The organism is Pontibacter actiniarum (assembly GCF_003585765.1).
GTDB classification, from domain to species: Bacteria; Bacteroidota; Bacteroidia; order Cytophagales; family Hymenobacteraceae; genus Pontibacter; species Pontibacter actiniarum.
On sequence record NZ_CP021235.1, the window covers coordinates 3,824,135 to 3,841,899 of the forward strand.

At 53.3% G+C, this 17,765-nt stretch carries 19 protein-coding genes; 8 read left to right on the forward strand and 11 right to left on the reverse strand.

Going from position 1 to position 17,765, the window contains the following annotated elements:
- Positions 1–34: 34 nt before the first annotated feature.
- Positions 35–673: a YdeI/OmpD-associated family protein gene (locus CA264_RS16485; RefSeq protein WP_025608492.1), complete on the reverse strand. Its 639-nt coding sequence runs from the start codon at positions 671–673 to the stop codon at positions 35–37.
- A 456-nt stretch (positions 674–1,129) separates the two neighbouring features.
- On the opposite strand from CA264_RS16485, the gene CA264_RS16490 reads away from it, so the two are divergent.
- Entirely contained in the window at positions 1,130–1,693 is a 564-nt protein-coding gene (locus tag CA264_RS16490; protein WP_025608493.1) for a hypothetical protein, read from the forward strand.
- 108 nt (positions 1,694–1,801) lie between these two features.
- Positions 1,802–2,134, forward strand: a complete 333-nt coding sequence (locus CA264_RS16495; protein ID WP_025608494.1) for a DUF4286 family protein — start codon at positions 1,802–1,804, stop codon at positions 2,132–2,134.
- 71 nt (positions 2,135–2,205) lie between these two features.
- Here the strand turns inward: CA264_RS16495 and CA264_RS16500 are convergent, their stop codons facing one another.
- From CA264_RS16500 to CA264_RS16520, 5 genes are all read right to left on the reverse strand, one after another.
- Positions 2,206–2,676: a GNAT family N-acetyltransferase gene (locus CA264_RS16500; RefSeq protein WP_025608495.1), complete on the reverse strand. Its 471-nt coding sequence runs from the start codon at positions 2,674–2,676 to the stop codon at positions 2,206–2,208.
- Between the two features lie 36 nt (positions 2,677–2,712).
- Positions 2,713–3,477, reverse strand: a complete 765-nt coding sequence (locus CA264_RS16505; protein ID WP_025608496.1) for an acyl-[acyl-carrier-protein] thioesterase — start codon at positions 3,475–3,477, stop codon at positions 2,713–2,715.
- Positions 3,478–3,590: 113 nt separating this feature from the next.
- Positions 3,591–4,010, reverse strand: a complete 420-nt coding sequence (locus CA264_RS16510) for a hypothetical protein (protein ID WP_025608497.1) — start codon at positions 4,008–4,010, stop codon at positions 3,591–3,593.
- A 153-nt stretch (positions 4,011–4,163) separates the two neighbouring features.
- Positions 4,164–4,622, reverse strand: a complete 459-nt coding sequence (locus tag CA264_RS16515) for a hypothetical protein (RefSeq protein ID WP_157593719.1) — start codon at positions 4,620–4,622, stop codon at positions 4,164–4,166.
- A 199-nt stretch (positions 4,623–4,821) separates the two neighbouring features.
- Complete coding sequence (locus CA264_RS16520) at positions 4,822–7,020, reverse strand: prolyl oligopeptidase family serine peptidase (protein ID WP_025608499.1); 2,199 nt, start codon at positions 7,018–7,020, stop codon at positions 4,822–4,824.
- A gap of 263 nt (positions 7,021–7,283) precedes the next feature.
- On the opposite strand from CA264_RS16520, the gene CA264_RS16525 reads away from it, so the two are divergent.
- Positions 7,284–7,940 carry a 2OG-Fe(II) oxygenase gene (locus CA264_RS16525; RefSeq protein ID WP_025608500.1) on the forward strand — a complete coding sequence of 219 codons (657 nt, stop codon included), beginning with the start codon at positions 7,284–7,286 and terminating at the stop codon, positions 7,938–7,940.
- A 179-nt stretch (positions 7,941–8,119) separates the two neighbouring features.
- Here the strand turns inward: CA264_RS16525 and CA264_RS16530 are convergent, their stop codons facing one another.
- Positions 8,120–8,845, reverse strand: coding sequence for a CPBP family intramembrane glutamic endopeptidase (locus CA264_RS16530; protein ID WP_025608501.1), 726 nt, complete (start codon positions 8,843–8,845; stop codon positions 8,120–8,122).
- A gap of 170 nt (positions 8,846–9,015) precedes the next feature.
- Positions 9,016–10,017, reverse strand: coding sequence for a sugar phosphate nucleotidyltransferase (locus CA264_RS16535; RefSeq protein ID WP_025608502.1), 1,002 nt, complete (start codon positions 10,015–10,017; stop codon positions 9,016–9,018).
- A gap of 299 nt (positions 10,018–10,316) precedes the next feature.
- Here CA264_RS16535 and CA264_RS16540 point away from each other — a divergent pair, with 299 nt between their 5' ends.
- The 5 genes from CA264_RS16540 to CA264_RS16560 all read left to right on the forward strand — a co-directional run bounded on the left by CA264_RS16540 (position 10,317) and on the right by CA264_RS16560 (position 15,211).
- A complete protein-coding gene (locus tag CA264_RS16540; protein WP_025608503.1) occupies positions 10,317–10,895 on the forward strand; it encodes a LemA family protein in 579 nt (192 codons plus the stop codon).
- 92 nt (positions 10,896–10,987) lie between these two features.
- Complete coding sequence (locus CA264_RS16545; RefSeq protein ID WP_025608504.1) at positions 10,988–11,425, forward strand: TPM domain-containing protein; 438 nt, start codon at positions 10,988–10,990, stop codon at positions 11,423–11,425.
- Positions 11,426–11,431: 6 nt separating this feature from the next.
- Positions 11,432–12,205 (forward strand): TPM domain-containing protein, encoded by a 774-nt coding sequence (locus CA264_RS16550; protein ID WP_025608505.1) that lies wholly within the window; start codon positions 11,432–11,434, stop codon positions 12,203–12,205.
- Positions 12,206–12,291: 86 nt separating this feature from the next.
- On the forward strand, positions 12,292–12,489 hold the full coding sequence (locus CA264_RS16555) for a hypothetical protein (RefSeq protein ID WP_025608506.1): 198 nt from the start codon (positions 12,292–12,294) through the stop codon (positions 12,487–12,489).
- Positions 12,490–12,562: 73 nt separating this feature from the next.
- Positions 12,563–15,211, forward strand: a complete 2,649-nt coding sequence (locus tag CA264_RS16560; protein WP_025608507.1) for an ATP-binding protein — start codon at positions 12,563–12,565, stop codon at positions 15,209–15,211.
- A 4-nt stretch (positions 15,212–15,215) separates the two neighbouring features.
- Here the strand turns inward: CA264_RS16560 and CA264_RS16565 are convergent, their stop codons facing one another.
- The 3 genes from CA264_RS16565 to CA264_RS16575 form a co-directional block, all read right to left on the reverse strand.
- Complete coding sequence (locus CA264_RS16565) at positions 15,216–16,586, reverse strand: sigma-54-dependent transcriptional regulator (protein ID WP_025608508.1); 1,371 nt, start codon at positions 16,584–16,586, stop codon at positions 15,216–15,218.
- A 193-nt stretch (positions 16,587–16,779) separates the two neighbouring features.
- Entirely contained in the window at positions 16,780–17,112 is a 333-nt protein-coding gene (locus CA264_RS16570) for a hypothetical protein (RefSeq protein WP_025608509.1), read from the reverse strand.
- Positions 17,113–17,149: 37 nt separating this feature from the next.
- Positions 17,150–17,533: a hypothetical protein gene (locus tag CA264_RS16575; RefSeq protein ID WP_119570452.1), complete on the reverse strand. Its 384-nt coding sequence runs from the start codon at positions 17,531–17,533 to the stop codon at positions 17,150–17,152.
- Positions 17,534–17,765 lie beyond the last annotated feature (232 nt).

Sequence of the window (17,765 nt, forward strand, 5' to 3'; positions counted from 1 at the left end):
AGCTGCACCTCTTTTTTTATGCGCCTGATGGAGCTTATCCTTTTCCCTGAGCCTGATTTTTTGCCCCCTCCACGGCTTTGGCTATACGGCGGGCCCTCGTCTCCGGCTTCTTTGCCTCCAGCACCGCCACCACATACTCTTTCCGGTGCGTGAAAGCCATACGCTCAAAAGCACCCAGCATGCCTTCCTGCACCAGGGCCTCCTCCAGGTCACCGGGTATGGCCACTGCTTTTGTCCTGCGGTCGATGCCTGGCTTATCCACTCCGAAGGCGGAACTTTGCGGGCGCTCCGACTGGTGCCGGAACCGCAGCGCCGACCACACCTCGTCCACCGCCACCTGCCGCACTACCTCAAAACCCAGCGCCTTTATACTTTGCCAGCCTTTGTCGCGGCTGAGGTCTGTTGTAACACCGGAGGATTGCTTGGGGTAGGCGATCCACAGCATTCCTTTGGGCTGAAGCAGCGCCACCGCCTGCGGGCCAAGCTCGTTGAGCTGCGCTGCATGCTGCACAAACAGCAGCACGGTGTGGCAAGCCCCTGCACCTGGCGCTTCTTCGTCGGCCCTGAAAGCGCAGCCCTCCTGCGCCAGTACCTGCGCCACTGCTTCCGGAGCGTTCAGCAGTACCAGGCTGTCGCCTTGCTTTACCTGTAGTTTCTTTCTCAGCTCTGCCATTGTTTGGGTAGGGTTATAAAATCGTTCCAGCCCCTAAGCTAGCACAAAATCAACTGCCTGCAACGGCAACCTACGCTTAGGCACAGCAGCACATGCCTGTACACCACAGCAAAGTACCAGGGCAGGTGGCCCGGGAGCCGTGGCGTTACACGTGGAAAGTGTAGCCTCAGCCGTCCCGCGCCAGCAGCCTAACAGCGGCAGGTTCCGGCACCGGCAGCTATACATAGAGAGGAGAGGCCTCGCTGTTTTGTGCCTGAAAGGCGCTACCGCTGCTGCCCGTACAGCACAGGGCTAGCCCCCACATTGCCGTTGTTACAACAGCATCAACAAAAAAGAAAGCCCCTACAATGCTGCCAGCGCACTGTGTATCAAATAATTAAAATAAAACACAACATTTTATCATATATAAAGTATAACTATATATAGTTAAAACCCTATTTATAATATAAAATGCCTATGACTAAAATTTTTACTTCTGCTATTTCCGATTTAAACCGACTTGTTTTCTTACTCCTGCCTTTATCTCTGCTGGCCTCCTGCTCTACCCGCGTAGAGCCCAAGCTAGGCGAGCAACAGGAGGCTACGGCTGCCGTGGTGGCACCTAAAGAAGTGCCTGCCGTTACAGTGGCTGCCATAGAGAACACATCCGACGAGGTTTATTTCGACCTGATTGCCAAAACCTCCAACTGCCTGGGCGAAGACCTCTGGCTTGGTGGCAAACTCGAAAGCGAGAGCAAAGCCATGCTGGCAAAATCAGGAGCACTCTCCCAGCACAAGATCTATAAGATTACAGAACTGACGGCCACCGGCCTGAATAGCAACAGCAGCTACCTGGTAAATAACAAAGCCCACACGCTGCGTGCCGTAGTCGATAAAGAAGGCGTGATTTACCTGCAGCTAAGCCAGGGGCAGCTACAGCTGATGCCACAGGCAAACGAAAAGCCGCTGGTGCTGGCCTACCAGCCAAACCCATCAGACGGCCGGTACGACGGCATGGTGGGCCGCTGGAGCTGTAAATAAAAACGGCCTGCCCTCCTAAAAGCAGTAACGGCCTGTGCCAAGGTAGCACAGGCCGTTACTGCTTTTATACTTTTAGCCACCTTCGCGCATATTTTCGTAAATTTGGGTATGATATTGTACAACATAACAGTAAGTATAGATAATACTGTGGCCGAAGAGTGGCTGCAGTGGATGAAGAAGGTACACATACCAGAGGTAATGGGTACAGGTTATTTCCTGGCGAACCAGATTTGCCGTGTAATGGAGGATGAGGACACAGGAGGCACCACGTATGCCGTGCAGTACACCTGCCGCAACGTGGAGGACCTGCTGGAGTACCAGCGTGACCACATGCCGGCCTTACAGCAGAAACTCAACGACCGCTACGCCGGCCGGTACGCATCGTTCAGAACGATGCTGGAAGTGGTAGGGGTGAATGTGGAGCGTAAAGACCAGGAGTAGGTTTTAAAATTACAGAAGCCGCCTCCGGAGCAAACCTTTACTGCTCCGGAGGCGGCTTTTATTTGCCAGGGCTAACCTGCGTACTGCTGTATCTGCTCCTCCGTCATGGTGCAGGTGTACCACTCGCTGCTAATGTCTGCTCCTATTTTCTTATAGAAGGCTATGGCAGGCTCGTTCCAGTCCAGCACCTGCCATCTGAAGCGCTTGGCTCCGGTATCTTTCGCCTCCTGCGCAACGGCGTTAAATAGCTTTCTACCGATGCCGGTGCGGCGCATAAACTCTGTTACCACCAGGTCTTCTAAGTATAAGGTGCGGCCTTTCCACGTGGAATAGGCGGTATAGTACAAAGCGATGCCTACAATACCGTTCTCGCCTTCGGCCACAAAGAACTTGTAAATCGGGTTTTCGCCAAAGCCGTCGCGCTCCAGTTCCAGTACGGTGGTGGTCACTTCCTGCGGTGCCTTTTCGAACTCGGCTAGCTCTTTTATCAGCGCATGCACCTGCGGCAGGTCGTCTATGGTTCCTCTTCTTACTTCTACCATTGTTTGTGATTTATCTGTTAGCTTCTCCTATACTTTTTATACTTGTTGATTCTCCAGCGTTCTCCACTCTGTGATGGCCTGCACCAGTTCTTTGCCGCTCTCCTGGCTGGTAAGCCTGTGCAAGTATAAATTCTCGTTTTCATTACCTGGGGCAACAGCTGAGCTTACCGTATCACCCAGTATACTTTCTGCTTTAAAGATGATGTCCAGCTTCTGCAGTTGCTTTTGCTCCAGCAGCTCCAGCGGCAGGGTATCCAGGGCCCATTGCAGGTAGCGGGTGTTGGTGACATGGCGGTTTAGGTCTATGTCGTGCCAGCGCACGGGCATTTGCTGCTCCTGTTGCGGCTCCTGCAGCTGCGGCAGCTTGCCTTTGGCAAAAGGCAGCGGCTCCCGCCCCGGCACGACCTCCATCGCCGAAATAAAATCCGGCACCGACACCAGTTGGCGCTTCACCACATCCATCACCAGCCAAACGCTTGTTGCCTGCCCCAGTAGCTCCCGATCCGAAGTATAAATTCTGAAATCGCGGTACATGAACACGCGCTCCCGACCCGAGGCCCAGGTTTCTACTGTTATTGCCTCGTTGTGCGTGGGGTAACGGAACATTTCTATCCGCATGCGCTGCAGCACCCAGGTTAGCCCCCGCTCCAGCAAATCATACATGGACATGCCTAATTCCTGGGTGTTGCTCCAGGCTGCCTCCTGCATATAACTCACCAGCGCCGGCATGGTAGCCTGCCCCCGGTAATCTATCTCGTTAGAGCGTACAGTAAACTCACTTGCTCCTCCCGTTGATTTCATAGCGTTTATACTTGTCTGGCTGCTAAGTTACGTAAGAATCTACTTTGGCACTTTATAAAAACAAAGCACACCGTACTGGGTGTGCTTCCTGAACTCATATGAATTTGATTTCTTTAAAAACTGCTTTCCACAAACAGCTGCCATAGTATAAAAGATACTGTGATTACTACGGCAAGTATACCTGCTACTTTGAAAAGCAACTTCAGACTGCTTAAAGCACTTGTTAGTAACAATTGGCTGTTTTGGTGGAACGCTTTATCTATTCTGGTAGAGAAGAGAAGCAGGCATACTGCTATGCAGAAGTACACTGCATCAAGGGCAAAGCGGCCGGCTGCCCAGGCAGCACCTCTAGCATCATCAGGGCTCCACACACCCTGCTTAAGCGTGAAGAAAAGCCTGCCACACACCACCAAGAATCCCACCACGGCCAGAACTTTACTCCATGTTGATACTGATTTTAGCAAAGAGCGCGAAGCCGCATTCAGTACGAGTTCCTGCTCTACCTCATCTTTTTGTGTTTTGTCTGTTTTCATATGTTTACTTTAGGTAGTTGTGCTTTCTCCTATCAACTAGCGTAGGTGTGTAGCTCTTACTCTAAGCACACAGCATCACCAAATCTTTGCTAAGCAAATACTTGCATCAGAAGCAGGAACTGCTTTTAGTTGATTTAAAGCTCTCCTTTGTTGTTACACCTGCAGCTCTGACACACCCGTCACGAGCATTACCAAAGACGCTCCGAACAGCAACAGGAACAGCCCCATCATAATGGCCAGGAACTTGAACAGGATCTTCAGCTTTGTAATGGCCCGCTGCACTTGCTGCCTGTTACGCTCCTGCACCCCTTGCTGCATGCGCGAAGAGAAGCTGAAGAGGTACAGTGACGGGAAGAAATACACCAGCGCCACAAAAGCGTACACAACAACCGTAAATCCCGACAAGCCAACATTGGCAGCACTTTCTTCCAGGGCGGGTGCTTTGGCAAACCCCTGCATGAACATCCCGAACAAAAGCGTAAAAGCCGATAGTACAAAGCCCAGTATCGCCAGCACTTTGCCCCATTTGGCGACTTCGTGCAGGTTGTTCAGCATCCTTACATCCAGGTAAAGCTCGTCTGGCCCTGTTTCGCTATGTCTCTCTGGTTTCATGCAATGGGTTTATACTTCGTGATTTGTTGTGCAGCCTAAATATACAACAAGTACTATAGTAGAAGTGCACGATCGGGAATCATTTTGCCGATAAACCGACAGTCAAGTGAACGCACCTGCCCACCGGACTGCAGCAAAAAAGCCGCGCCACCTGAAACAGGCAACGCGGCTAAAGTATAAAGGCAGATTTATACTTGTGTTATTGGTTCTGCGCGTACGGGTTCACGCCCATGTTCTTGTAGATGAACGCATAAGTATCAGCATACTCCTGAATAACCAGCGAGGTTGGCTTACCGGCACCGTGACCTGCACGTACATCCACACGAATCAGGTATGGATTGCCCGGCGCACCTTTGTCCTGCAGCTCAGAAATAAACTTGAACGAGTGAGCCGGCACCACACGGTCGTCGTGGTCAGCTGTTTTTACCAGTGTAGCCGGATATTTCACGCCTTCTTTGATGTTGTGCAGCGGCGAGAAAGTATACAGGTTCTTGAACTGTGCCTCGTTGTCTGATGAGCCATACTCCGGCACCCAAGCCCAACCGATGGTGAACTTGTGGAAGCGCAGCATGTCCATTACACCTACAGCAGGCAGGGCAACTTTAGCCAATTCAGGGCGCTGCGTCATGAAGGCACCTATCAGCAAACCACCGTTAGAACCACCAGCTACGGCTAGTTTCTCTGAAGAAGTATACTTCTGGTCGATGAGGTACTCGGCTGCGGCAATAAAATCGTCGAACACGTTTTGCTTGTTTGGCGTCATGCCGGCTTTGTGCCAATCTTCGCCATACTCGCCACCACCGCGCAGGTTTGGCATCGCATACACGCCACCGTTCTCCAGCCACAGCATGTTAGCAATGCTAAAGCTAGGCGTCATAGAGATGTTAAAGCCACCGTAAGCGTACAGGTAAGTCGGGTTCTGGCCATCCAGCTTCAGGCCTTTTTTGTGCACAATGAACATCGGCACTTTGGTACCGTCCTTAGAAGTATAGAACACCTGCTTCGTTTCAAAAGCAACGGTATTTACGTTTACCTCAGTTTTGCGGAACTGCGTTACTTTGTTGTTCACCACATCATAACGGTAGATGGTTGGCGGGTAAGTGAAGGACGTGAAAGTGAAGAATACTTCTTTGTCATCCTTGTCGCCATTAAAGCCACTTACAGTACCTAGCGTTGGCAGCTCCACTGTGGTCAGTTGCTTGCCGTTCATGTCATACACTACTACCTGGCTGGCTGCGTCTTTCATGTAAGTAGCTATCAGTTTGCCGCCTACAGTAGACACACCTTCCAGCACATTCTGTGATTCTGGGATAACAGTTTTCCAGTTCTGCTCTTGTGGCTTCTTCGGATCGATGAGCACCAGGCGGTAGCGTGGCGCGTTCTTGTTCGTCATCACCAGCAGTTTATCACCCACGTTATCCACCACACTATACTGGCTCTCGAAGTTCTCTACAATCGGCTTAATGGCTGATTTAGGGTCTTTGAGGTCTTTGTAAGATAAAGCGTTGGCTCCGCTTGCTCCTTCTGATACATTTAGAATCAGGAAGCGCTCGTCCTCAGTCGTCTGACCGTAAAAGTTGCGTAGTGCGTTTTTCTTGTCTTCATACACCAGTTGGTCCTGGCTCTGTGGCGTTCCTATTTTGTGGTAGTATACTTTGTGGTACTCGTTCTTGTTAGCCAGTTTATTACCCTCCGTTGGGGCATCGTAGCGGCTGTAGAAGAAGCCATTTCCGCTCCAGCTCGGGCTAGAGAACTTCACCCAGTCCAGCTGGTCGTCTAGCTTCTTGCCAGTTGCTGTTTCCATTATGTGGTAGGTGTTCCAGTCAGAGCCACCGCTGGAGGTGCCGTAGGCCAGGTACTTTCCGTCCTTAGAGAAAGAAAGCGCGGTAAGAGCCACTGTGCCGTCTTCGCTCAACTTGTTCGGGTCGAAGAACACCTTTGGCTCTGCCTCCAGGCTCTCCTGCACGTACAGCACGCTCTGGTTCTGCAGACCATCGTTTTTAAAGAAGTAGTACTTGCCACCCTCTTTAAACGGAGCGCCATACTTCGGGTAGTTCCAAATTTCCGTCAGGCGTTTCTTGATGTTGTCTCTGAAGTCGATATCGCTGAGGTACTCCTTTGTTACTTCGTTTTGCTCCTCAATCCACTCATCCAGTTGCGTGTCATGCGTTTCCTGCCAGCGGTACGGATCGGCTACTTTGGTGCCGAAGTAATCGTCCACCTGGTCTACTTTCTTGGTGTCCGGGTAATCTAATTCTGTATCGGTTGTGTTCTGTGCAGTCGCACTTGTGGTGTTTTCTGTCGTCATGCCTGTGGCAGTTGTATCAGTTTGAGATGATTTGCAAGCCGACACAGCCGTGAGGCTGCCGGCCAGCAGAAATACAGTTGTCCTTTTCATAATGGCTTAGCCTATACGTTTGTTTAAGGTTATGTTACAAGGTGATGGATACAAGTTAAACAAATTACAACACATAACCGCCCCTGTACTACTGTATCGGCGTTCTTTGTACTTATACTTCAATCAGTTCCGGCTCGAAAATTTCTTGCTGCCATAGCTGTACAAGCTGTTCTTTTCCTGTTTACTTTTGCGCGCTTTTACCGCAGGCGTAGCCAAAACACTCGTTGTAAAGTATAAAGCATATACTAAGCCTGACATTGTTTATGTTTGACGAACTGGAAGACGAGAAGTTACTGCAAAAGTTTGAGCAGATAGCCGACAGGCTATCGGAGAAGGGGTACGCCATCGTGGATAACTTTCTGGAGGCAGAGGAGGTTCACAACCTGCTGGATGTACTCTCGCACCACCAGGAGCAAGGCACGTTCAAGAAAGCCGGTATCGGCTCCGCTGACCAGTTTACGGTAGACAAAGAGGTGCGTGGTGATTTTATCCGCTGGATTGAGCCATCGGAAGCGCTACCTCCTACACAAGTTTTCCTGGACCGCATGGACGAAGTAATGCGCTACATTAACCGCACCTGCTTCCTCGGCCTGAAGGACTATGAATTTCACTTCACGGTTTATCCTCCGGGTACGGTATACAAGCGCCACATAGATCAGTTCAAGGAAAACGACCACCGCCGCCTGTCCTTTATCTGCTACCTAAATGAGGACTGGAAGCCAGAGCACGGTGGTAACCTGCGTTTATACTTGCCTCAAGCCAATGGCACCGAAGAAGAAATAGACATCCTGCCCATCGCTGGTCGCCTTGCCTGCTTCCGTGCAGATCTCATTCCGCACGAGGTACTGGTAGCCACCCGCCACCGCTACAGCCTCACCGGCTGGATGCTGGACCAACTGAATGAGCTGACGTTTTTGTAGAATAGACACAAGTATCAAGACGCTAGACACAAGACTTTTTTCCTGATGTGTATAGGGAGGGTATTCTCCTAACATACCGCCAGTTTGAGCGAAGCGGTAACTGGTGGTTGGATATGGTAGCCACACGTTGCGCTGGCGCTAAACTTGCGGCATGGGCGGGCTATCCTGTGCCTAGCAGCCTACTTTAGCATTGCCACCAAGTTTGGCAAGAAGTTACCTAAACTATGCGCCAGCGCAGGCAGCAGCAGGCTTCCGGTTTGCTCTACAATATACGCCAGCCCCAGCGCGAAAAGAAAGGTTTGCGCAAAGTATAAAGGCTCAAAGGAAACGGAGAAACCTGCTGTTAACGAAAGCGCATGCACAAAACCGAAGAGCAGCGACGTAACCAGGTTGGCAACAGAAATTCCCCTGAACAGTTTGCTGTGGCATACCGCTTTGTTGAGTAGCGCCAGCATAATACCCCGGTAAGCAAGCTCTTCATCTAGGGTAGGCATCGTTAACTGAAAGGCCAGCGTCTCCAGGTCTAGCTCCTCTGCCGATATTAGCACCCCTCCAAGTATAGTAGGTACCAGTATAAAAATAAAGACAAGTATAAGCGGCAGTTTCAATGAGCCTTTCTGTCGCAGCGTCAGTCCTACGTCCTTAGCAGTTAACCCTCTATACAGCACCAGGAAAAGCACAGAAGCAGCTATAGTAAATATTTTCCCGGACCAGTTCCAGTTGCCATGTATAAACTGAAGCCCCTTGTAGTAACGGGGCAGGTCGAGCATCGCCTGGTTCAGGATAAAGAAGAAGATAAACACAAGCAGATACTGCCAGAAGTTGGCGCTTTTCTTTTTAGCGAACAGGAGGATCGGAAATACAAGAAGGAGGTAAAAGGTGTAGTTAAGAAAGGCAGTTTCCATAGCTTATTATATTGCGCACAAGCAATATAATAAATTCCAGATATTATTTAAAGCGTTTATTTATAGCAGACACTAATACGTAGTGCAACTCCCCAACACCATAAACACCTACTCCCAATCACATTACATGATTCTTGTGTCTTGCTACCTGCGTCTTGTGTCTTTAAAAGTTACTGCCCAAAATTAATCTCCGTACTATCCCCGATGTTCAGGCTGTGGCTGAAGCCCTTGAAGGAGGCATCGCTGCCAATGATCGAGTCGTTCATCACGGCAAACCGCAGCTCTGAGTAGGAACCGATGATGGAGTTGCTCAGGATGCAGTTGGTAACAGTGGTGTTGTCGCCGATGGCCACGTTAGGGCCAATGATGGAGTTGGTAATGGTGCAGTCCTGCCCAATGCTGACCGGTGGGATGATGATACAGCCGGGGCACATCTGGCTATAGTCGCGGTCGCGGAACTTGGGGCGGGCCAGCAAGGTGGCGTTCGCCTCCAGCAAAGTCTCTTTGCGGCCGCAGTCAAACCAATGGTCAACGCTCCAGGGCACCATTTTCTCCCCGTTCTTGATCATGTGCATCAGCGCGTCCGTCAGGTGGTACTCGCCCTGCGTGCGGATATCCTCCTGGATAATGTGCCCAAGAGAGGCGATGAGCCGCTGTGGGTGCACGATTTTGTAGAGCCCCACCAGTGCAAAGTTCGATTTCGGGATCTTGGGCTTCTCCACCACTTTGGTCACAAACTCATCGTTGCCCATCTCGGTAACCCCGAACAGCGACGGCTTGGCGACCTTCTTCACGCCCAGCACAGAGTAGGGCGCTTCAATAATAGGCTGCAGGTCTACATCCACAATGGCATCGCCGAGCATAATCAACAGGCTATCTTCCTGCTCATACGTGTGGCGGGCAACCCAAAGGGCGTGCCCCAGGCCCTCGCGCGGCTCCTGCACCACAAACACAGCATTTACTTGCGGGTACTTTTGCCGCACATAGCGCTCCACCTTCTCGCCCAGGTACCCAATGATAAACACAAAGTCCTGAATACCGGCGGTAAGCAGCTTCTCAATAATATGGCCCAGTATAGTATTGTCGGCCAGCGGCACCAGCGATTTAGGCTGCGTGTGCGTGTGTGGCCGGAGCTTTGAACCAACGCCTGCTACAGGTATAATTGCTTTCATACACTATACATTTCCTGCAATATATCAATTTTTAACTATAACTTAAAGAGCGGCAACCGGTTGTCTTTCCACATTCTGTCATATTTTTCTGACGTTGCCCCTGCACACCGCCCACCGCAGGCCATGCCCGGCCGGCCTCTTGCCCTGGAGCACCTGTTGCAGCAGCAGCCCCGTTAAGCCCCCAAGCATCAAGTTTTTACTATTTTCCTGCGGAGCTTAACACAGCTTTCCTATCTTCGTACAGATATCGCCTGATAAGGCCAATTACAACGTATACTAAACCATACCAACACCCACTTATGAAAAAACTGTTTTTCTACCTGATAGGCTTCGTAATTCTGGCCTCGCAGTCGTCCTGCGGCTACAACACCATGGTTACCAAAGATGAGCAGGTGGAGGCCCAATGGGCCAACGTGCAGAACGCCTACCAGCGCCGTGCAGACCTGGTGCCAAACCTGGTGAACACCGTAAAAGGCGCTGCCAACTTTGAACGTGAAACCCTGACAGACGTTATAGAAGCCCGTGCCAAAGCAACCAGCGTCAACATCAGCCCGGATAACCTGACGCCGGAAAACATAGAGCGCTTTCAGCAGGCCCAGGGAGAGCTGAGCGGTGCCCTGAGCAGGCTGCTCGTTTCTGTGGAGCGATACCCGGAGCTGAAAGCCAACCAGAACTTCCTCGAGCTACAGGCACAGCTGGAGGGTACCGAAAACCGCATTTCCGTGGAGCGGCGCAAGTTTAACGAGGCGGTACAGGACTACAACTCCTACATCCGCTCCTTCCCGCGCAACCTGGTGGCCGGCATGTTCGACTTTGAGAAGAAAGGTTACTTTGAGGCTGATGCCGGAGCGCAGACCGCCCCTACAGTAGAGTTCTAACCTTAATTGTTTGAAGGCTTACATCGCGTAACCTGGGGCTCCCGTTCCGTAGTAACTGCGTTATGCAATCCAACAGTTTAACCATTTAGTTTATGCCTAAAGACACGATCACAGCAGCTGACGAGCAGAAGATAATTGAGGCGATAAAAGAGGCGGAGATGAAAACCTCCGGCGAGATCCGGGTGCACATCGAGAGCAATTGTGAGGGTGATGTACTGGACCGTGCCACCGAGGTATTCGCCGAGCTGCACATGCACCAGACGGCAGAGCGCAACGGGGTGCTTTTTTACGTAGCCCTCGAAGACCACCAGTTTGCCGTGCTGGGCGATGCCGGCATCAACACCTCTGTGCCAGACCATTTCTGGGAGGATATCACCGCGGAGGTTATCAAAAACTTTAAGCAGAAGAAATATGCCGAAGGGCTGGCGCGGGGCGTACGCATGGCCGGCGAACAGCTACAGGCCCACTTCCCGTACGATCGCCACGGCGACATCAACGAACTGAGCGACGACATCTCGTTCGGAGACTAAAACATTATGAAGCACCTATTCCTTAGTTTATACTTTTGTTTCCTGAGCCTGGCTGCCTTTGCGCAGAACGGCGATTTCCCCGCCAAGCCAAACCGCCTTGTCAACGATTACGCCGACATGCTCACCCCGCAGGAAGAGCAGGCGCTGGAGCAAAAGCTGGAGAATTACGCCGACACCACCTCCACCCAGATTGCCGTTGCGCTGCTCACTTCTATCGGCGGCTACGACCCTAACCAGTATGCCGCCGAACTGGGCGAGCGCTGGGGCGTTGGCGCCGGCAAGTATGATAACGGGCTGGTGATACTGGTGGCCAAGGAGGAGCGGAGTGTAACGATACAGACAGGCTACGGATTAGAGGAATACATACCCGACGCCATTGCCAAACGCATTACCGAGCGCACCTTAAAGCCTGCCTTCTCCCAGGGGCAGTTCTACCAGGGCCTCGACCAGGCAACCACTATGGTCATCGAGCTGGCCAGCGGGGCTTACCAGGCAGACCCTTCGCAGCAAAGCCGGGGCGAGGGTTCCAGCCCATCGCTGCTCTTCATCATCATCGTGGTGATCGTGGTGGTGGTCCTCCTTTCCAAAATAGGCGGAGGCGGCGGTGGCCGGGGAGGCAGGCGCTACGCCCGCACCTTTGGCGGCCCTGTGATCATACCCGGTGGCTTTGGCACCTTCCGTTCGGGCGGCGGCATGTTCGGCGGCGGCGGAGGGGGCGGTGGCTTCGGCGGCTTTGGCGGCGGCTCCTTCGGTGGTGGCGGCGCCAGCAGCAACTGGTAACCCAGCTTACAACAAGTATGGCTTTAAGTGCAAAAGGGCAGGGCGCATGGTAGCGCGTTGCCCTTTTGCACTTAACATGGCAGCAAATGGCCTTTGCCCTGCCCTTGCCGGCCGGTCAGGCTAACAGCCAGCAGGTTCAGCCAAGACGCACCACACCGTTCAACCTTTCCCTGAAGCTGCAAACTCCCGGCGATAGCGGTCTTTCCAGTTCATGGGGCGTGCCCGAAAGGCGTATTCTTAGCCCTTCCCGGGCCGATCTGCAGCACAAAGGCACCCTTCTGTAATCATTTCTGTTGTAATGGCGTTATAAGGACTGCGCCGCTCGCAGGCGCGGCAACAAAAGCGACACAGTTATACATGAAGATATCCGGGGATAGCATAAAAACGAAGGTTGTGGCGGGCTTTACACTGGCGCTTAGCGTGGTGCTGGTGGCCATTTACCTGACCTATACCAGCTTTACCAAACTGCTCAACTCGGTGGAGGTGCTCTCGCAGCCCAACACCAAACTTATGGAGCTGCAGCACACGCTTTCTACCATCTCCACGGCGGAAAGTGCGATCCGTGCCTACACCCTCACAACCAAAGAGTCCCACTTCAAAGCGTACCTCAGCCACCTCGACACAATCCGTAACCAGATAGACTCGCTCGAGTGCCTGATGGAAGACAGCCCCCGCGAACTGGCGCAGGTTGACTCTATCTCCGCGCTGCTGAGTGAGAAGCAGAAAAGCCTGGAACTTTACGTAGCCCTTAAGAAGCGGCAAAAGCTGAACAATTACTCGGGAAAGGCCATGCGGCAAATCGCCTCCACAGCCGAGGAAAAGCCTCTTTCCACCACCATCCACCAGCAAACCACCACCACCATCTCGGATAACCTCAACATGAACGGCACTGATGAGCCGCAGCAAAAGGAGGAGCAGCCACAGCAGGAGAAGGAGGATAAGCGGGGCTTCTTTGGCAAGCTGTTCTCCAAGAAAGAGAAGCAGGAGAAGGAAACGCCGCCGCCACCGAAGGTCATCGTGCCGCAGCTGGATGTAAGGCAGGAGATACGCATAGACACCAGCATTGCCGCCACCCCGGTGGCCCCCCTGAGCAAGGTGCGCCGCATCCTGCACAATGTGCAGCGCGAGGCCGATGCGCAGGAACAGCAGCTACAGGCAAAGGAGCTGGCCCTGCTGCAGCAGGACAAGCAGATCATGGACCAGATCCGGACAATGATGTACCAGCTCGAACGCCATGAGCAGGAGCAGGCGGCGCTTAACTCCAGCCGCGCCCGCGACGTGGCCGAGGAGACCTCTGTTATCATGTTGCTGATCGGCATAGTTGGCCTGGGCAGCGGCATTGCTTTTATTCTGATGATTCTCCGTGACCTGACGCGCAGCAACAACTATAAATCGCGCCTGATACAGGCGCAGAAGGAGGCCGTGAAGCTGGCCCGCGCCAAAGAGGCTTTTGTAGCCAACATGAGCCATGAAATGCGCACCCCGCTCAACGTTATACTTGGCTTTACACAACAGATGCGCCATGCCCCGCTCCAGCCGCAGCAGCAGGAGCACCTGCAGGCTATCAACGGCGCGGGCCAGCACCTGCTCCACATTGTGAACGACGTGCTGGACCTCTCCAAGATAGAGGCCGGTAAGCTGCAGATAGACCGCACCGTGTTTAGCCTGCACAGGCTGCTTACGGAAGTGGAGCAGGCTTTCGCGCTCAAGGCGTCCAGCAAAAGCGTAACGTTCAGCTGCAAGGCTGACCCCGCTATACCGGACGGCCTCTGCGGCGACGCACTGCGCCTGAAGCAGGTGCTGTTTAACTTGGCAGACAACGCGATTAAATTCACACACCAGGGGCAGGTGCAGGTAGAGGTAAGCCTGCGCAGCCGCCGCCGTAACCGTGCCGTGCTAAGTATAGCCGTGGCTGATACGGGCATCGGCATTCCGCAGGAACGCATACAGCATGTGTTCGGGGAGTTTAACCAGGCCGATGACTCTATCCTTCGCAAGTATGGCGGCACCGGCCTGGGCCTGTCTATCAGCAAAAAGCTGGTGGAGATGCAGGGCGGCACCCTCGCCGTGAACAGCGTGTATGGCGAGGGCACCACTTTCACCATTGTGCTTCCGATGCAGGTGGCGCAGGAGCAAGTGCCGGCGGCACCACCTGAGCCGTTGGCAGTGCCGGCTACCTTCCGGGGCTTTAAAGTGCTGGTGGTGGACGACGATGCCTACAGCCGCACCCTCTGCGACCTGATCCTGAGCCGCTGGGGCATGAAGGTGTACCTGGCGAACGATGGGCAGGAGGCGCTGGACCTGGTGCAGCAGCATAGCTTTGACGTGGTGCTAACCGATATTCAGCTGCCGGGCATGAGCGGAAAGACCGTTGCCCGCAACATCCGCAGGCTTGATAAGCAGGTGCCGATTATCGCGCTTACCGCCAACATTCTGAGCAACGACACTGACTTCTTCAAGAACTCAGCCATCACCGCGCACGTCATGAAGCCTTTTACCGAGCAGGAGCTACACGAGAAACTGGCAGAGGCCCTGCCCATCTCCCCGATCGATGTACAGGAGGAGGAGCAGCACGTGCCAGCGGGCACGCTGCGTTTACCAGCGGCTGCTGTTGCCCAGACACCGGAAGCGCCATTGTACGACTTAAGCGAGATGCGCCTGTTTACCGGTGATGACCACCAGGCGCTGGCTGATGTGCTGGAGGTGCTGGTGGAAGACCAGGAGCAGAACCTGAAGCAGCTGGAGCAGACTGCCGCGGCACAGGATTGGGAGGCAAACGCCAACATGGCCCATAAGATGCTCACCGCCTTTAAACACCTGAAGGCACACACTGTAACCCCATACCTGCTTCAGCTGGAGCAGGTGCTCCATACAGGAGAGGCAGAGCAAAGCGTGTTAGAGCAGGCCGTGGCAGAGGCGCTGCCACAGGTGCAAAAGGTGCTAGGGGCGTTGCGGCAGGAGCTGCAAAGTGTAAGAGCCACCGCAGAGCAGCAGCCCGTGGAATAGCCGCCTATATCTCAATATTATAGAGTTTCAGCTTGTTGTAGAGCGTTTTACGGTCTATGTTGAGTAGGCGTGCCGCTTTGGATTTGTTGTACTTCACGCGCTCCAGCATCGCCAGGATCATCTCACGCTCGGTACGCTCGTTTATACTTTTCAGGTCCGTCTCCATTGGGTCGTGGGGCGAGTAGGCAACGCTGGCCTGCTGCGGCGCAGGCGTGTAGTGCACAATCTCGGCGGGCAGCTCCTGCAGCGTCACAAACTCTGACTTGGCTAACAGTACGGCGCGCTTTACCACGTTTTTCAGTTCCCGCAGGTTGCCGGGCCAGTTATAGCGGAGCATCGCATCCTCTGTGGCGGCGTCGAAGCCCTGCACCGCTTTCTCCAGCTCCCGGTTGGCCTGCTGTAGAAAATGGTTGGCAAACAGCACCACATCGCCGTCGCGGTCGCGGAGCGGCGGAAGGTTTATCTTAAACTCGTTGAGGCGGTGGTACAGGTCCTCGCGGAACTGGCCGTTGGCAACGGCTTGCACCAGGTCCTCGTTGGTGGCGGCCAATACGCGCACATCCACATTCTGGTCGGTGGTGCTGCCCAGTTTGCGCACTTTGCGCTCCTGCAGCGCGCGCAGCAGCTTTACCTGCACCTCGTAGGGCAGGTTACCAATCTCATCCAGGAACAGGGTGCCTCCCTCGGCTGCCTCAAACTGGCCTCTTTTATCCTGCAGGGCACCGGTAAAGGCGCCTTTCACGTACCCGAACAGTTCGCTGCCCGCCAGCTCTTTCGATAAGGCACCGCAGTCGATGGCTACAAAAGGCCGGTCGTGGCGCTTGCTCTGCTCGTGTATCATGCGGGCCACATACTCTTTGCCGGTGCCGCTTTCGCCTTCTATAATCACAGATAGGTTGGTGGGGGCCACCAGCGAGATAAACTCCTCTATCTGCTCGGCCTGCGGGCTCTGCCCCCGCACAAACTGGAAGCTGCCGGCACTCGCTGTAGACACGGCCTCCTGCTCTGCCTCCGCTTTCCTGTTCAGGGCGTTTTTGATAACCAGCAGGGTTTCGTCGGGGTTGATAGGTTTCGTAATGTACTCAAAGGCGCCCATTTTAATGGCACGCACGGCAGTGCGGATATCCGCGTAGGTGGTCATCAGGATAACGGGTACTTCCTGTGTTAGCACACGGATTTGAGACAAGAGCTCCAGTCCGTCTTTGTCAGGAAGGCGGAAGTCCGTTAGGATCAAATCAAACGACGATGCCTTGAGCACGCGCAGCCCGTCGTTTGCGGTGTAGGCGGTCTCTACCTCATACTGCTGGCGCTTCAAATAGCCCTTCAGCATCAGGCAGAAAGCTGGATCATCATCAATCAGAAGTATCTTTGGCATAGTATAGTTTACGTGTTGCTTCCTGCTGGGTGAAGGCATGAAGCAATAAAGTAACGACTTTAAGGCCGTTTATGTTCTACCTGCCGCTAATTATACTCCTATATTTAGCTTATACTATACCTAAAGCAGGCAGGGCCTCCGTTATATAACGGAGGCCCTGCCCGAATCAATATACAAACGTTTGCGGCCGGTCTTAGCCGTTTACTTCTTTACCCGCCTCATCGTAGCGCACCACCACCGGCTCCTCTTCGCCGTTCAGGAACTGCACTTCGTACACCACGGGGGCACCATCCTCAGTCGGCTGGATCAGGTATACCTCGCCCAGCGTCCACTCTTTGTAGTCGCTGTTGGCTACGGCCAGCTTCACGGCATCCGGAAGCTCCTCCGGCTTTACCTGCTGTTTGTTCTGCTGACCCTGCTCCTGCTGCATTGTCTGCTGCTGTGGCTGTGAGGTAGGGTTGTCCTGCGCCTGGGCACCTAGGCCCGCAAGCGCAAAGGCTACGGCTAATATGCTTATCTTTTTCATCTCGTTTCGCTTTTTAAACTGCTTACAAAGGCATTAGCTATTTCTGCTCCTGTCCTGCTGCTGATGCGGAGGCCAGCGCTTTGCCCGTCTCATCGAAGCGTGCTACCGCCTGCTTCTGCTCAGCATTAGTGAAGTATACTTCATAAGTGGCTTTGGCTTCGGCACCGGCCGCCGCGTCTGGCGCTACTTTGTATACTTCGCTAACCTGCCACTCTTTCAGGGCATCGTTTTGCAGGGCTTGCTTTACCCCCTCAGGCAGCTCCTCCTCCTTAATCTGCTCTTTGTTGGCGGCCTGCTCCTGCGCCTGCTCTGTTTGCGGCTGCTGAGTAGAAGAGTTGGCGTCAGTTGTTTGTGCTTGTGCTTCTGTTGATATGAATCCGAATGCCGCGAAGGCAAACGCTAGTACAGTTACTTTTTTCATGGTCAGTTCAGTTTTTAGATGTTCTGTTCTGCCAATCCTATAGGAGATAACTGTGCCAAACAGCCCCTGCCACACACAACACATTGATAATCAAGAAGTATAAGCAAAACAACCGTACAAGAGAGGCTTTGCTGCTTTGTAGACTTGTTCCACAGCCTGGGGAAGAGCGCCCGCAGGCTGTATCATAACACGGGCAACCCCATGCGGCTCTGCCGGTTATAGTATAAATCAA

Coding starts and splice junctions, on each gene's coding strand:
- CA264_RS16485 (WP_025608492.1), bottom strand. CDS start 673: ATGGCAGAGCTGAGAAAGAAACTACAGGTAAAGCAAGGCGACAGCCTG.
- CA264_RS16540 (WP_025608503.1), top strand. CDS start 10,317: ATGAAAAAACTGTTTTTCTACCTGATAGGCTTCGTAATTCTGGCCTCG.
- CA264_RS16505 (WP_025608496.1), bottom strand. CDS start 3,477: ATGAAATCAACGGGAGGAGCAAGTGAGTTTACTGTACGCTCTAACGAG.
- CA264_RS16500 (WP_025608495.1), bottom strand. CDS start 2,676: ATGGTAGAAGTAAGAAGAGGAACCATAGACGACCTGCCGCAGGTGCAT.
- CA264_RS16495 (WP_025608494.1), top strand. CDS start 1,802: ATGATATTGTACAACATAACAGTAAGTATAGATAATACTGTGGCCGAA.
- CA264_RS16570 (WP_025608509.1), bottom strand. CDS start 17,112: ATGAAAAAGATAAGCATATTAGCCGTAGCCTTTGCGCTTGCGGGCCTA.
- CA264_RS16520 (WP_025608499.1), bottom strand. CDS start 7,020: ATGAAAAGGACAACTGTATTTCTGCTGGCCGGCAGCCTCACGGCTGTG.
- CA264_RS16545 (WP_025608504.1), top strand. CDS start 10,988: ATGCCTAAAGACACGATCACAGCAGCTGACGAGCAGAAGATAATTGAG.
- CA264_RS16555 (WP_025608506.1), top strand. CDS start 12,292: ATGGCCTTTGCCCTGCCCTTGCCGGCCGGTCAGGCTAACAGCCAGCAG.
- CA264_RS16510 (WP_025608497.1), bottom strand. CDS start 4,010: ATGAAAACAGACAAAACACAAAAAGATGAGGTAGAGCAGGAACTCGTA.
- CA264_RS16535 (WP_025608502.1), bottom strand. CDS start 10,017: ATGAAAGCAATTATACCTGTAGCAGGCGTTGGTTCAAAGCTCCGGCCA.
- CA264_RS16515 (WP_157593719.1), bottom strand. CDS start 4,622: ATGAAACCAGAGAGACATAGCGAAACAGGGCCAGACGAGCTTTACCTG.
- CA264_RS16560 (WP_025608507.1), top strand. CDS start 12,563: ATGAAGATATCCGGGGATAGCATAAAAACGAAGGTTGTGGCGGGCTTT.
- CA264_RS16525 (WP_025608500.1), top strand. CDS start 7,284: ATGTTTGACGAACTGGAAGACGAGAAGTTACTGCAAAAGTTTGAGCAG.
- CA264_RS16530 (WP_025608501.1), bottom strand. CDS start 8,845: ATGGAAACTGCCTTTCTTAACTACACCTTTTACCTCCTTCTTGTATTT.
- CA264_RS16490 (WP_025608493.1), top strand. CDS start 1,130: ATGACTAAAATTTTTACTTCTGCTATTTCCGATTTAAACCGACTTGTT.
- CA264_RS16575 (WP_119570452.1), bottom strand. CDS start 17,533: ATGAAAAAAGTAACTGTACTAGCGTTTGCCTTCGCGGCATTCGGATTC.
- CA264_RS16565 (WP_025608508.1), bottom strand. CDS start 16,586: ATGCCAAAGATACTTCTGATTGATGATGATCCAGCTTTCTGCCTGATG.
- CA264_RS16550 (WP_025608505.1), top strand. CDS start 11,432: ATGAAGCACCTATTCCTTAGTTTATACTTTTGTTTCCTGAGCCTGGCT.